The sequence below is a fragment of the Microcoleus sp. S13_C3 genome (genome assembly GCF_036700905.1).
GTDB lineage: Bacteria > Cyanobacteriota > Cyanobacteriia > Cyanobacteriales > Microcoleaceae > Microcoleus.
Window position 1 is genome coordinate 1 of record NZ_JAUBPT010000194.1, and the last position, 13798, is coordinate 13798.

At 43.5% G+C, this 13798-nt stretch carries 14 protein-coding genes; 9 read left to right on the plus strand and 5 right to left on the minus strand.

From position 1 onward, the window contains the following. The first annotated feature begins 865 nt into the window (after positions 1–865). The gene (bchL, locus tag QUA16_RS32290; protein WP_006634709.1) at positions 866–1732 is read left to right on the plus strand and encodes a ferredoxin:protochlorophyllide reductase (ATP-dependent) iron-sulfur ATP-binding protein; all 867 of its coding nucleotides are present in this window, start codon (positions 866–868) and stop codon (positions 1730–1732) included. A 34-nt stretch (positions 1733–1766) separates the two neighbouring features. Continuing rightward, positions 1767–3155 carry a DUF5331 domain-containing protein gene (locus QUA16_RS32295; protein ID WP_333108422.1) on the plus strand — a complete coding sequence of 463 codons (1389 nt, stop codon included), beginning with the start codon at positions 1767–1769 and terminating at the stop codon, positions 3153–3155. Between the two features lie 279 nt (positions 3156–3434). Here QUA16_RS32295 and QUA16_RS32300 read toward each other — a convergent pair whose 3' ends face one another. Beyond that, entirely contained in the window at positions 3435–3608 is a 174-nt protein-coding gene (locus tag QUA16_RS32300) for a hypothetical protein (RefSeq protein ID WP_333181641.1), read from the minus strand. Between the two features lie 23 nt (positions 3609–3631). Here QUA16_RS32300 and QUA16_RS32305 point away from each other — a divergent pair, with 23 nt between their 5' ends. From QUA16_RS32305 to QUA16_RS32315, 3 genes are all read left to right on the plus strand, one after another. Beyond that, complete coding sequence (locus tag QUA16_RS32305) at positions 3632–5041, plus strand: ferredoxin:protochlorophyllide reductase (ATP-dependent) subunit N (RefSeq protein ID WP_199292772.1); 1410 nt, start codon at positions 3632–3634, stop codon at positions 5039–5041. An 84-nt stretch (positions 5042–5125) separates the two neighbouring features. Continuing rightward, a complete protein-coding gene (locus tag QUA16_RS32310; RefSeq protein ID WP_333108421.1) occupies positions 5126–5395 on the plus strand; it encodes a type II toxin-antitoxin system HicA family toxin in 270 nt (89 codons plus the stop codon). Further along, entirely contained in the window at positions 5367–5735 is a 369-nt protein-coding gene (locus tag QUA16_RS32315; RefSeq protein ID WP_333108420.1) for a type II toxin-antitoxin system HicB family antitoxin, read from the plus strand. The genes QUA16_RS32310 and QUA16_RS32315 overlap by 29 nt, the downstream gene beginning before the upstream one ends. A gap of 194 nt (positions 5736–5929) precedes the next feature. Here the strand turns inward: QUA16_RS32315 and QUA16_RS32320 are convergent, their stop codons facing one another. Next, positions 5930–6535, minus strand: a complete 606-nt coding sequence (locus QUA16_RS32320; protein ID WP_333108419.1) for a HEPN domain-containing protein — start codon at positions 6533–6535, stop codon at positions 5930–5932. Next, a complete protein-coding gene (locus QUA16_RS32325; RefSeq protein WP_333108418.1) occupies positions 6519–7565 on the minus strand; it encodes an AAA family ATPase in 1047 nt (348 codons plus the stop codon). The genes QUA16_RS32320 and QUA16_RS32325 overlap by 17 nt, the downstream gene beginning before the upstream one ends. Before the next feature lie 192 nt (positions 7566–7757). Between QUA16_RS32325 and QUA16_RS32330 the strand changes: the two genes are divergently transcribed. Then, entirely contained in the window at positions 7758–8819 is a 1062-nt protein-coding gene (locus QUA16_RS32330) for a hypothetical protein (RefSeq protein ID WP_333108417.1), read from the plus strand. Between the two features lie 181 nt (positions 8820–9000). Here the strand turns inward: QUA16_RS32330 and QUA16_RS32335 are convergent, their stop codons facing one another. Beyond that, positions 9001–10449 carry a DUF5009 domain-containing protein gene (locus QUA16_RS32335; RefSeq protein ID WP_333108416.1) on the minus strand — a complete coding sequence of 483 codons (1449 nt, stop codon included), beginning with the start codon at positions 10447–10449 and terminating at the stop codon, positions 9001–9003. A gap of 316 nt (positions 10450–10765) precedes the next feature. Beyond that, positions 10766–11692, minus strand: coding sequence for a polysaccharide deacetylase family protein (locus tag QUA16_RS32340; protein WP_333108415.1), 927 nt, complete (start codon positions 11690–11692; stop codon positions 10766–10768). Positions 11693–11726: 34 nt separating this feature from the next. Between QUA16_RS32340 and QUA16_RS32345 the strand changes: the two genes are divergently transcribed. The 3 genes from QUA16_RS32345 (at position 11727) to QUA16_RS32355 (ending at position 13714) form a co-directional block, all read left to right on the plus strand. Continuing rightward, positions 11727–11870, plus strand: a complete 144-nt coding sequence (locus tag QUA16_RS32345; RefSeq protein ID WP_333108414.1) for a hypothetical protein — start codon at positions 11727–11729, stop codon at positions 11868–11870. Positions 11871–12216: 346 nt separating this feature from the next. After that, the gene (locus QUA16_RS32350; protein ID WP_333108413.1) at positions 12217–12945 is read left to right on the plus strand and encodes a glycosyltransferase; all 729 of its coding nucleotides are present in this window, start codon (positions 12217–12219) and stop codon (positions 12943–12945) included. Then, entirely contained in the window at positions 12938–13714 is a 777-nt protein-coding gene (locus QUA16_RS32355) for a polysaccharide deacetylase family protein (protein WP_333108412.1), read from the plus strand. The genes QUA16_RS32350 and QUA16_RS32355 overlap by 8 nt, the downstream gene beginning before the upstream one ends. Positions 13715–13798 lie beyond the last annotated feature (84 nt).

A 13798-nucleotide genomic window follows, 5' to 3' on the forward strand; every position in this document is an offset into this window, starting at 1 on the left:
ATGTGGACATATTGGGTTTTTTGAGTGAATTATCTCAGTCTACATCAATTGTCTGCCTTATGGCGGGAAATGTCTAAGAAAAACTCGTCCTGGAGATTACTCTTCCCGACTCACTCCCCACTGTCCGACTCCCCACCATTTCCTAAAAATTCACAATTTTTTACAAAACACCAGAAACCCCAGCAAAGTCAATCTTTCCCTCTCTCAAATCTCAAATCTCAAATCTCAAATCCCATAACTTTGTCCTCCCCTGACCCAACTGATCCGAACTCACTTCGAGTTTGCCTCATCCACTAGCGCCTTTGTGCCCGTTCAAGTTACCGCCACAAGCCATCAACTGCGTGCATCCTAGCCCCAAAGCCAAAAGCCCAGATTGTTTGAGAAGTTAATTTTTGTTTTATTTTTGTACCTCTTTATATTAAAAAAGTATACTAAAATTAATTTAAAATATAAAAATAATCTAAAAATAGATTTTTATGTCAAAAAACCAGTTAAGATTCCCAAAGATGCAAAATAAACAAATTTACTAGCATTTTCATTTAGACGCCCCCTTTCTTTTCATCGCAAGTTAGCTAATAATGCTTTCAACGAGGTGACTAAGGGCCGAGTCCAAAATTGGCCTAACCCAAAGACGGATACAAGCCCCAAACAAAAGTCGTCGAGATCGAAAATTTTACTTAGAGAGAAGCCCCAGATTCATCTGTGGAGTCCATTCTTTAATCTCAAATCTGAAATCTCCAATCGACTGACAGTAACGGCATGGCAATTGGGCTATTGCAATTGGGCTATGGCAATTGGGCGATCGAAAAAAAGCATGAAACCCCAGCCCTCATCGTTTTGATAGAAACCTATAGGAGAACCAAGAGTGAAATTAGCAGTTTACGGAAAAGGTGGAATTGGCAAATCAACAACAAGCTGCAACATCTCCGTTGCCCTAGCCAAGCGCGGCAAGAAAGTTTTGCAAATCGGTTGCGATCCAAAGCACGACAGCACATTTACCCTCACTGGCTTCTTGATCCCCACAATTATTGACACCCTTCAGCAAAAGGACTATCACTACGAAGACGTTTGGCCAGAAGATGTCATCTACAAAGGCTACGGCGGCGTTGACTGCGTAGAAGCAGGCGGCCCTCCCGCAGGAGCTGGCTGCGGCGGCTATGTAGTCGGCGAAACCGTCAAACTGCTCAAAGAACTCAATGCCTTCGACGAATACGACATCATCCTGTTCGACGTGCTCGGTGACGTAGTGTGCGGCGGTTTTGCAGCCCCCTTAAACTACGCCGATTACTGCATGATTGTTACCGACAACGGGTTCGACGCTTTATTTGCAGCCAACCGCATCGCCGCCTCAGTCCGCGAAAAAGCCCGCACTCACCCGTTGCGGCTCGCTGGTTTAATTGGCAACCGCACCTCAAAGCGCGACTTGATCGACAAGTACATTGACTCTGTACCCATGCCGGTGCTGGAAGTGCTGCCCCTGATTGAAGACATCCGAGTTTCTCGCGTCAAAGGCAAAACATTGTTTGAGATGGCCGAAAGCGATCCTTCCCTCAACTACGTCTGCGATTACTACCTCAACATCGCTGACCAGATTTTGGCAATGCCCGAAGGAGTAGTGCCCAACGACACGCCCGATCGCGAATTATTCGCCTTACTTTCAGATTTTTATCTAAATCCAGTGCAACCGGTGGTCAAGAAGGAGGAAGATGAGCTAGACCTGATGATGGTTTAATAGGTCTAGCGATCAGGATGAGGATAAAGAGGTTATGGCTTTTTTTGATACTTTTTCAGTTGCTCTCAAACAGAAGTGGTTGGACTACTACCAGGTAAATCGGGCTTGGCTGCTCCTGCACATGACGGCTGACAACACGGTCGCCACACCCGACGGCGGGAAAAGGCCTGTTTCTTACCTCATCCTGGGAATTGCGGCTGCCCTGGAGCCGGAACTCCAGCAACTAATGCTGCCCTTCTCAAAACTCAAGCCGGATGCAGACAGCCTGATCGAAGTGTTGGGGCTAAATTTTGACCCGGACATCGCGCTGGGTATGCCCTCAAATATCGTGCCGCAGACGATCGGCACATCTCCAACACCCGCAGCCGCTCAAACTGCAACTACTGCACCCGCAGCCGCTCAAACTGCAACTACTGCACCCGCAGCCGCTCAAAAGGCAACTGCTGCACCCGCAGCCGCTCAAACTGCAACTGCTGCACCCGCAGCCGCTCAAACTGCAACTGCTGCACCCGCTGATGCCAAATCTAATAAATTGGGCGGTGCTGCCTTAGCAGCAGCCGGAGTAGTCGCGGGAGTCGCGGGAGCCGCCGGTCTGGCTGCTGCTGCGTCAGCACTGAGCTCCGACGACGAATCCTTCGATGAGTTTGAGGAAGAAGCAGTCTCTGATTTCGACCTGGGCGATGACGAGGAAGAAGCAGTCTCCGACTTCGATATGGACGATGACGAGGAAGAAGCGGTCTCCGACTTCGACATGGACGATGACGAGGAAGAAGCCTCGGCTTTGGACGGTCTCGGTCTCGAAGACGATGAGGAAGACGCGGTATCTGACTTCGATATGGGCGACGATGAGGAAGACGCCGTATCTGACTTCGATATGGGCGACGATGAGGAAGACGCCGTATCTGACTTTGATATGGGCGACGACGAGGAAGAAGAAGCCTTGGCTTTGGGCGGTCTCGGCCTCGGCGATGATGACGAGGAAGAAGAAGCCTCGGCTTTGGGCGGTTTTGGCCTCGGCGATGATGACGAGGAAGAAGCCTTGGCTTTGGGCGGTCTCGACCTGGGCGATGACGAGGAAGAAGCCTCACAATTTGGGACTTTGACCTCTGGAGATCTCGAATCGGGGATTTCCGATCCGTTTGGGGAAGAAGATGAAGAGTTTGTCGCCGAAGAAATACCCGATCCTTTTGGGACAGCGACCTCAGATGACCTAGACATGGATCTGGGCGACTTGGACGATGACGGTATTGACGATTTCTCTGTATCTGATGACGATGACCTCGACGAGCTCGGACTCGACGATCTGGGGGAAGCAACTACCGGAGATCCTGACGAAGATGATTTAGATGCTCTAGGTCTCGGCGATTTGGATTCCGACGATGAGGATGAAGAAATTTCCGGCTTTTTATCTGATTTTAAGTGAGGTTGTTGCGATCGCCCGCATCTCTTCTAGTCTTGAAGTTTCCCGCTCTATTTGTGAGTTGTGAGTTGCGAGTTGTTAATTTTTAATGAGCTCCAACTCACAACTGCCAAAAGGCTTTTTCCCGCGAGCGAGTTGAAGAACACTAAATCCCTGCTGTGAGGGATTGTATGCCCTCGCGCAGAATTTTCTAGCTCAAATTTTGGATGCTGCGGCTGCGGATATAGTGAGTGGGCTGCATCTATTTTTCACAGGAATTAGCCCCAAAATAGGTATTTCTATTTATTGTTCGCTGTGCGTCGCGATCGCACAAAACAAGTGTTTTCTCGCCACTGCGCCTGTTCGCGTTTGAGAGGAAAAACAGCCTATTTCTCTCGTCCACGATCGCACCGAGACGATCGCAAAATCCAGGTGTTTCCTCGCTCCGCCGCAAGTCCTGTTCGAGACGAAAAACAATTTAAATGGAGAAGATTTGAGATATGACTGCTATTACTACTAATGAACCGGAAGCTTTAAACTTTGAATGCGAAACAGGCAATTATCACACATTTTGTCCGATTAGCTGCGTAGCTTGGCTTTATCAAAAAATTGAAGATAGTTTTTTCTTGGTCATTGGTACTAAGACTTGCGGCTATTTCTTGCAAAACGCAATGGGCGTGATGATTTTTGCTGAGCCTCGCTATGCGATGGCGGAGTTGGAAGAGGGGGATATTTCCGCTCAGTTAAACGATTATGATGAGTTGAAGCGGCTGTGCTTGCAAATTAAGCGCGATCGTAACCCCAGTGTAATTGTCTGGATCGGCACTTGCACCACCGAAATCATCAAAATGGACTTGGAAGGGTTAGCACCGAAACTCGAAGCAGAAATTGGCATTCCCATCGTCACAGCGCGCGCTAACGGCTTGGATTACGCTTTTACTCAAGGGGAAGATACCGTTTTAGCAGCGATGGCTGCTAAATGCCCTGAGAAAGCGCCCGTGATGGAATCTCAGAAACAAGAACGCAATGCTATCTCTCAACTGCTGAATTTCGGCAAGAAAAAAGAGGAAGTTGCAGCAGATGAATCGGAATATGTCAAGCACACGCCGCTGGTACTTTTTGGTTCTTTGCCCGATCCGGTTGTGACTCAGCTAACTCTAGAATTGAAAAAGCAAGGAATCAAAGTTTCCGGTTGGCTTCCTTCCAAGCGCTACACTGAATTGCCAGTATTGGAAGAAGGCTATTATGTATCGGGCATGAATCCGTTCTTGTCGCGCACTGCTTCTACGTTGATGCGCCGCCGCAAGTGTAAGCTAATTGGTGCGCCATTCCCGATCGGCCCTGACGGAACTCGCGCTTGGATTGAAAAGATTTGCTCAGTGTTGGGAATTGAACCAAAAGGTTTGGACGAACGGGAAGCGCAAATCTGGGCTGGTTTGGAAGATTACCTGCAAATAATTCGTGGCAAATCTGTCTTCTTTATGGGAGACAATTTGCTAGAGATTTCTTTAGCACGTTTCTTGATTCGCTGCGGCATGACTTGCCCGGAAATTGGGATTCCTTACATGGACAAGCGCTATCAGGCGGCTGAATTGGCTTTGTTAGAAAAGACTTGTCACGAGATGGGAGTTCCTACTCCTCGGATTGTGGAAAAACCAGACAATTACAATCAGTTGCAGCGGATTTACGAGCAGAATATTGATTTGGTGATTACTGGTATGGCTCACGCTAATCCTTTGGAAGCGCGGGGAATTAATACTAAGTGGTCAGTTGAGTTTACTTTTGCTCAGATTCACGGCTTTGGTAATGCGCGGGATATTTTGGAGTTGGTGACTCGTCCGCTGCGCCGGAATAATTCGCTGAAGGATTTGGGTTGGGGTAATTTGGTGAAGAATGAAGCGAAGGTTTAATTTTTGAATTTCACCGGACTCCTAGCAAGGGTGGGCATTGCCCACCCTTGTTTATTAGAATAGTACAAGCATCTGTAAAACTTCATGGGCAAGTTAGGAAAACTGGTAGAACAATTTTTAGCAAATCCACCAGAAGTGCGCTTTGACGATGTGTGCTATATTCTAACAGCTTTTGGATTTGAAGAAAAGCGATCGAAAGGAAGTCACCATACTTTTGTCAATGCTGATGGATTAAATATTACAGTTCCTAAAAAAGGCGGTCAAAAGGTAAAAGGAATATATGTAAAGCAAATTGTTGCGCTATTGAAACTGGAGGAATGGAGCAATGAATCAGAAGATAGAAGTGAAGAATAAATCTTTAGAATATTACTTGAGCCTGAGATATGCTATAAGTTTTTACCCAGATCCAGAAGGAGGCTATACAGTCCTCATCAAAGACCTTCCAGGTTGTATGTCTGTAGGAGAAACTTTGTCAGAAGCAATGGAGAACATTGAGGAAGCTAGGGAATTGTGGATAGAGACTGCTTATGAGTGCGGACATGAGATTCCTTTACCTACAACGGAAATTGAGTATAGCGGAAGTCTATCTTTACAGATTCCTAAATCTCTACATTTGAGTTTAGCAGAAAAGGCGGAAAGGGAAGGAGTTAGTCTTGACCAGTACATTCTGGTTGTGTTAAGTAAAGCAGGTTAAAAGATAATCAGATAAGGACGATCGAGTTTGAGGCACGCTTCAAGGGCGATTCCCTACCGCAACGGGCCCGCTTCGCGAACGGGATAGCTTCGCTTCACGCTTTTTTATTTTTTTATGAACCGCTGATGCAGGCAGATTAACGCGGATTAACGCGGATGAAGAGTGCGATCGCTTTTTTATTTTATCGTCGCGGGTTACAAAATGTTGTGTATGCTCTCAACAACTTGCTCAATAAAATCAACCGCTTCATTAACTAATAGTTCATCAATAGGCCAGCGATTGCCTATTGATAATGTAGGATCTATATCTGCTTCATGTGCTATCTTATTTCGGCGATCGACAATCAGACTTAGCTGTTGTTTTATACTTCTAGCAGGGCTACCCATGTTAGTAGAGACTTCTTCCCACAACTTTTTATCGCTAATCAGCCGGATAGCATCAGCTATAGCTTCTGGTTGTTGAAAACTTTTGTAGCTGTGGCGTTGCCGAATTTCATCTTCTAGCCAGGAATCAATATTTTGTCCTGCGTTTATACCAGCGCGAGCGTTACCCAGTGAAATTTGAAACCGCGAAAATGCTGGAGGTTCAGGACGTTGGCCTCGGTGAATTTCGAACATTCCTATCCTAACAACTTCGTGAATATAATAGTCCAAAGCGCTAACCGCTAGAACAAGTGCAGCTCTCAGTATATCTGAGATATCTAGAACACTGCTAGCTTGAGCTTTTAGAGAATTATGCACAGCAATCAGATCCCGAACGCGAGCAATACTGATGCGAAATAGATCAATTGCTGACTGCATTGGCAGTTAACCCAATAACTTTATCTGCTAGTTCATCAAAAGTAGTTTTGAACTTTTCTTGTGCTTTTAGAGTGTTGTTTAAAATTATACCCTGCTGCCCTATTTGATCGGGCGTGAGATCAAAAACTGGTGTTTTATTCTCTTGAGACTTAGCAATCAAGCTGTTAAAATTAGAAATTTTGGCAAGGCAATAATCATGTTCAATTCCTTGAGAGGCATACATTTCATCGGTTAGTAGCATCCTATTTTCTTGCAAAGATGGGACTAATCTAGCGGAAACAGCTTCTTGAATTGCATCTATCCACTTCTGAAAAGTAGGGGCGGGTTCTTTAGCTATTCGATAGTTTTGAACTACCGTCCCAAGAAATCGCGGTATTACTTTGGGAAATGGATACGTAGACTCTTGCAACAGCCTCAATTCTGAAGCTTTTTTAGCCCAGGCACACAATTTGGGTAGAATTGTTACCAAAGAATCAATTGCCATTAATGAAAAAAAGTCAGGACTGGTAGGAAGTATAAAAAAATCATTGGTCATCAGTAGATTTTGATTGATTGAGCTTAAACCTGGACTCATATCAATCAAAATATAATCTGCGTTAAACTTATTTGCTGTTTTTAGCAAAAGATAAGAAATTGAACCTGGTAAGTTTTGCAGTGCTTGAATTGAACCACTTAGCTCTTGTGCCATGCCTAATGTTATCTCATATTCAGCAAATCCAACATGACCGGGCAACAAAAACAGACCCTCGCACCCCTCTACTCGTAAACAATCTATAGCCTGAATCAGCTTTGGTCTTGATTCAAATGCAGGTGCTAAGCCTGATTTAATATTCTGTTCTTTTTTATATATTTCGTCTAGTTCTTGCTTAGTTGAAGACCCCAAAACCATCTCTGTGAGGTTGCATTGCGGATCTGCATCCACTAAAATTACTCTTTTTCCCTTGGTGGCTAACATCCATCCTAGATTAAATGTAGTGGTTGTTTTGCTAACGCCGCCCTTTTGATTAAATAGAGCTATTTTCTGAACCATCTTTTTTTATACTTTTGGGGAAGTCAGTACCTGAGCTATAACTAAGGCTATGACTATTATACAGTCAGGGATGAAAGGGCGCACTTTTTCCCCAACCTTTCCAGAATCCCAGGCCACGCGCCCGTAACACGATCGCAAGTACGATCGCCTATAATCGAAACTAGCCCAACTCTCATCAGTTGAGAAACCACCATGAGTCAAGACAAGGAAGAAATTAGCTATTCAGAGAAAACAGAACGTCTCAGAGTTATCGGTCAGTTTATCAAAACTGTGACACCGATGATTTGGACGATCGTAATTTTAGTAGTCATCATTCCCCTATTAGGTAACTTTCTAATTTCCCAGTCACTAACAAATACCGGAACCACAGCAGTTGTAGTCTCGCCGCCCCACGATTTCAGCAAAGTCAACCAAGACGTTAAAAACGCCATCCAACAATCCCATATCACAGCCGAAACTTTCGCATCCAAAGAATTGGACAAATGGGAAACCGAAGTAATTGCAAGAGTTGACAATAGTTTCCTCGATTGGTACTTTGATTACTTCACTCAAAAAAAGATGGAGTTTACCGTACCTTTTAACTTCGTGAAATCTGCCGTACTCAACAGATTTGATATGACAGCAGCATCTCGTGCTGTTTCCGAAAAATTAACCGAAGATTTTCAAAGAGAATTTGCTAACCGCGTGCTGGTTCCCAAAAACGCTCAACTGCGATTTCAATTAATCACTCAAGATACTGCTAACTTGTACATAGCCGAAGTTAGCAAAAATGTGAAAGTAGTTCAAAACAATTATAATATACCGCAAGTACAGTGGGACAAATATCTGAACGATATTGCCACCACAATTAGCGACAAAGGAAATGTCTCGAATTTATCATTAAAAGTATTAGTTGGGGGCAGCGGCTACTTAGTGGCTAAACCCTTAATTTTGGGAGTAGCAGCTAAAGTTGGTAGTAAAGTTACCGCAAAAGTTGCCAGCAAAGCCGCCGCCAAGGTAGCCACAAAAACAGGCGGTACAGTTGCTAGTCAGTTGGGAGTAAGTTTAATCGACCCCATTGTCGGCATCGGGATTATCATCTGGGACTTGTGGGATTACAATCACACAGTCAAAGTAGAAAGACCGATTTTGCGGGCACATATTGTAGAATACTTGAAAGATGTCAAAAAGTCGCTGCTCACAAATCCTGAAAGCGGGATTATGGCAGCAATTTATCAGTTGGAAAGCGGTATTTTGAAGTCGCTCCAATCTTAATAAGTTCGTAGAGAGGACGGAAGTCCTCTCCCTTAGTTTGAATCAATATAGCAATCCTAAATCATTTGTGAATTTCTTACTCCCTCCCCTTACTAAGGGGAGGGTTGGGGTGGGGTAAAAAATTTACGACTCCTGCAAGGCTTGCTATATGCACTAAACTTTTTACTACAAACCTCAAAATTTATGTCCTCAAAAAAAGTTTTAACCTGGTAAACACTACCACAATTAACGCCAGAATAGTCGTATATCCCAACCCCCTCAAAAACCCCATAAACGGATTGGTTGAAGTCATCTCAATAATCACCGGTTCCAATTTACTTAAAACCAGAATCGGCCAGATAATATTCGCAAATCCTGCATAGCCAATCATCGGATTCACCCCGTTATCAATAAACAACTGCAAAAACCATTTTATTTGAAACACATCGATAATTATCATCAACCCAATCAACAGCAAAATAGCCATTCCAGCAGTTAACAACAAGTAACTCATCGTCGCTGAATCTTTCTTGATTCCGCCTTCATAAGGCTCAAACAGCAAACCCAAAACAACCCAATAAAACCCCCATTCGTAAAGGCGGTTCAATAAGTTTTCCGTGACATTACCTGGCTTTTTCAACAAAACCAAAGCGCAGAAACACAGCACCACCGTCACTAATGCAGTCTGCCATACCCATCTAGCTTGCAGTCCAATTAACAATACTAAATTGACAGCAAACATCAAAACCATAATGCTGAAATAGCGCCAACTCTTCCAGCTAGCATAACTCGCCTGTTCCGGCGAAGAATACTCTATCCACCGACCCAGCAAATCCCCCACAATCGTACCGGGAATCACCAAAAACAAATACTTTAAATAATCAAATTGAAACAGCCAAGGTGCAGGAGAGTACCGCCAAACTAAATTAATCCAACCGTCAGTCTGAGAAGACAGTCGCGCCGCCAACAGCAAGCCCAAAAATCCCACTCGCAACCACGTATTTGAACGAGTAAACAACCAAATTAGCGAGCCGAAAACGGCCATATTTGCTAGTACCATCAAGATAATATCGCTACGGCTAACTAAAAATCCTACACCGTTGGGATATTTGATCTGAGATACGAAGCCAATCCCGGCACTCCAAGCAGCAAGGGTTAAGGAGCTCCGTCGCCACACAGACCACCTGGACGGCCAGCGAACATACATTAAAAATAATATTAAAAATCCAAACAAGGCCATCCACCACTTCTGCGGGATGGATGCGTCTGGGTTAATTATAGTCGGGCGAATGTGCTGGAGAAATATTGCAAATGACGCTAACAAAAATCCTCTTTGCAAAATAGATAAAATCACTTTTTTTGTATCCCATCCCTTGGCGATGCGGCGCGACAAAGCTAGCGGTATCGCAGCCCCCATTGCAAACAAAAAGAAGGGAAAAACTAAATCAACCCAGGTTAATCCCGGCAGTTTGTTATTAAAAATGTGATCCGGCGGTGGCAGTTGGGCGTGATACATCCACGCCGGCAATGTTTTCCGGGCTATTGTACCGGATAAAACCATCGCTAAAAGTGCTAGTCCGCGCAGGGCATCCAGGGCGTCTGCGCGTTGGGAAACGGCAGCAACTGCTAAACTATTTTCTTGTTTCACCATGTCTTTTACCTCTGATGTTGGGGATTCTAATTTATATCAAGTACGGTGGGTTGACCGCAAGATATCGGCCGGGGCGGGTTTACTGGAGTTTTTGCGCTTTTTGATAGATAATGGTGAACCTAGCCCGGATCGGAATAACGGTTAATTTACGGCACAGGATATTACTACACATCTTTTTTATTCAAAAATAATATAGCGGTTCTCAAAAAAGTGAGGTATGCCCACGGAGGCCTATGCCCTATGTGCCCTATGCCCTATGCCCTATGCCCATGAGTACCTCATATGAGAGCTCGAAAGGCTATAGAATATCTTCCGCTTATTTGCCAATTAATTTGTGCAGCCAGCTTCCTGAAGCTAGCCTGCAGAGTCTTTTTGCGGAGTGTTTTTTATTGACTGTTAACCTGGAAATTCGGTATTTATTGGGTGGAAAAAACCGCAGTTTTAATTTTAAACTGTCGTACAAGTATCCTGATGAGAAATATTTGGCAACGTATTTGTCAACTTGTTTGTTGACAGCGCCAAACGGGTAGGCTATGTGTGAGGCGACTGTTCGATTTTGGTCTAAATCTTGGGTACATTTCCTCAGTCTAATTTGATCTTCAGATAATTCTCGGTCTAATGCTGTCAGAGAAATTTTGGTTAAATTTTCGTGATTCAGTCCGTGGGATTGAATATCATAAAAACCTTTTTGCATTCCGTCTCTCAAGTCTTGACAAGTTACCTTTTTTATGAGCGAGTCCTGATGGCCCAAGAAGCCGGAGTTGATAAATACAACTACTTTGGTTTTTTTGCCGTATTTATTTTCGAGTGTTTCTAACATCGGCAGTAAGTGCGTATAAATGCTTTTATTTCCGTCGTCAAAAGTAATCATGACTTTTGGGCGATCGCGATATTCACTCGGCACCGGTTTTTTGGGATTTGCTATGAAATATTCGTAAAGCTCTTGGGATGACAAAAACCAATAGTTATGGCTAACTAAATAATCTAAAAAAGGTTCTAAATTTTGCTGGCTGTAGTCGCCGGGAAATTCTCGCCGCAGCAGCGGTATTTCCTGGGGATTTTGAAGGTCAACAATATCGTGAAAGCCGAAAATCGGAATTTCTACTGTGATGATTTCTAAGATTACTTGAGAAGTGATGAAAGTTAGGAGAAATGCTAGTAAAAAGCTAATAATGCGTTTTTTTCGGAGCGTAATACCCTGTTGAAAATACTCCGGCAATTTGTTAACTAAATAATTTACCATTGACAATTACAACCTCATGAGGTAAAAGGTTAGGGTGGGAGTAAGAGGGTTTTTCTGGCTGCTGGGAGCATCTAGATTGTCGATCGCCCGCGTTTTCCGTAAAGATAAGCTGGCTCAACTCCAGCATGATACAATTTTTATCGATCGCACTTATCCGGCAACCCCCGTTCACACTTGACAAATGGTGCTAGAGGAGTGGCGATCGTCCCCTTGCTCAAAAATCATCATTTGAGATAGATTAGGCAGTATGGGCGGGGCGATCGCAGCAATTCCGACAGCACCCTCCAACCCCGAAACTGCCCGCTGTTCAAAGGTTCCAAAAAGTCCAACTTCGTCTTTGCACTTTCAAGGCGAAGTTGAAGTCAATTTTCTCCTCCGCAGTTAACAATACCTCTCCCCGCCAGAAATTTTATCTGTAAATTTTATCTGTAAATTTTCCTGTAAAATTTTATCGGTAATTTTTTTACTTGTGATTTACGTCCCGAGGTGGTAGCATATTTTACCGAAAGCCCGGTGCAACAACCATGATGAAGATAGCGGTAATTCTGCCTGTTTACAACGAAGCAAATTGCATAGCCCAAACCTTTGACATAATTTTAGAATTTTCTCAAAAAAATCATGGTTACAATTTTATCATTGTTAATGACGGCTCGACCGACAATACACTGCAAATTCTCGACAACAAACTCAAAAAAATCCCCACACATCACATCAAACTAATTTCTTACAGCAACCGTCAAGGCAAAGGATATGCCGTTAAAAAAGGCAGCGAATCTGTCAACGCCGACTGCATTTGCTTCATGGATGGCGACTTAGCATACTCCCTCGAACACCTCGAACCATTAGTCAAAAAATTAGACGAATTTGATGTCGTAATTGGTTGCAGAAACCTCGATAGAGAAAACTTCCGAAATCTTACCTTACTCCGAAAAATATCCGGCAAAATATTTAACTGGATTTCTAGAAAAATTCTGAATCTCCCATATAGAGATATGCAAGCCGGACTCAAAGGATTTAACAAAATACCAGCTGAAGAAATATTTAAGAACCAAACAATTACTGGCTTTTCATTTGATGCGGAACTGCTTTTTTTAGCCAAAAAAAGAGGATATACCATTGGTGAAATTCCCGCAAAAGTTTCCCAGCACCACATATACAAAAAATCTCAAGTCAATATATTTAAAGATTCCCTAAAAATGCTCCTCTGCTTATTTAAAATTAGAGCCAACGACCGCGCAGGCTACTATGAATAAATCAATTTTGTTGAGCTTTGATATAGAAGAATTTGACATCCCCGAAGAATACGGTCAACCCCTGGAATCCGAGATCAAGTTTGAAATTTCTAATCGAGGATTGTCAAAGATTATTGCACTTCTAGAAAAATTAGATATTACAGCCACATTTTTTGTCACAGCTAACTTTGCACTCCACAACCCAGATACAATCAGAGAAATTTCACAACGCCATGAAATAGCCTCCCACGGCTTTTACCACTCTCAATTTTGCCTAGAAGATTTACAGAAATCTAAACAAACCTTAGAACAGATAACTAATACTCAAATCACTGGATTCAGGATGGCAAGACTTCAGCCCGTTGACGACGCAGAAATAGAAAAGGCAGGCTACGAATACAACTCATCAATGAATCCAACTTACATCCCCGGCAGATACAACAACCTATCTAAACCCAGAACTGCATATTATACGAATAAACTGCTCAACCTTCCCATTTCAGTCACTCCTGTGATCAGATTTCCCTTATTTTGGTTGAGCTTTAAAAACTTCCCCCTCTCAATGATAGAATTAGCAACCCAACTAACCCTAGAAACAGACTCTTATCTGAACATCTACTTTCACCCCTGGGAATTCACAGATATTTCCCAGTTTAAATTACCCGGTTACGTCAAAAAAGACTCAGGCAGCAAAATGGTTGACAAACTAGAAAAATACCTCACAAAGCTGAAAACCCAAGGCAAATTTATTTCTATTTCAGAATTTAAGCACAACTTCAGTCAACCTTAGAGCAAATAGGGAGCATCTCATATTTGTAAAAATACTTCTTCTGGCTCCTTCCTTCTTCTGGCTCCTTCCTTCTTCCTCTTTCCT

What these genes read in the sequence shown, in the direction of transcription:
- QUA16_RS32295 (WP_333108422.1), top strand. Translation starts at nt 1,767, where the DNA reads ATGGCTTTTTTTGATACTTTTTCAGTTGCTCTCAAACAGAAGTGGTTG.
- QUA16_RS32305 (WP_199292772.1), top strand. Translation starts at nt 3,632, where the DNA reads ATGACTGCTATTACTACTAATGAACCGGAAGCTTTAAACTTTGAATGC.
- QUA16_RS32310 (WP_333108421.1), top strand. Translation starts at nt 5,126, where the DNA reads ATGGGCAAGTTAGGAAAACTGGTAGAACAATTTTTAGCAAATCCACCA.
- QUA16_RS32315 (WP_333108420.1), top strand. Translation starts at nt 5,367, where the DNA reads ATGAATCAGAAGATAGAAGTGAAGAATAAATCTTTAGAATATTACTTG.
- QUA16_RS32320 (WP_333108419.1), bottom strand. Translation starts at nt 6,535, where the DNA reads ATGCAGTCAGCAATTGATCTATTTCGCATCAGTATTGCTCGCGTTCGG.
- QUA16_RS32325 (WP_333108418.1), bottom strand. Translation starts at nt 7,565, where the DNA reads ATGGTTCAGAAAATAGCTCTATTTAATCAAAAGGGCGGCGTTAGCAAA.
- QUA16_RS32330 (WP_333108417.1), top strand. Translation starts at nt 7,758, where the DNA reads ATGAGTCAAGACAAGGAAGAAATTAGCTATTCAGAGAAAACAGAACGT.
- QUA16_RS32335 (WP_333108416.1), bottom strand. Translation starts at nt 10,449, where the DNA reads ATGGTGAAACAAGAAAATAGTTTAGCAGTTGCTGCCGTTTCCCAACGC.
- QUA16_RS32340 (WP_333108415.1), bottom strand. Translation starts at nt 11,692, where the DNA reads ATGGTAAATTATTTAGTTAACAAATTGCCGGAGTATTTTCAACAGGGT.
- QUA16_RS32350 (WP_333108413.1), top strand. Translation starts at nt 12,217, where the DNA reads ATGATGAAGATAGCGGTAATTCTGCCTGTTTACAACGAAGCAAATTGC.
- QUA16_RS32355 (WP_333108412.1), top strand. Translation starts at nt 12,938, where the DNA reads ATGAATAAATCAATTTTGTTGAGCTTTGATATAGAAGAATTTGACATC.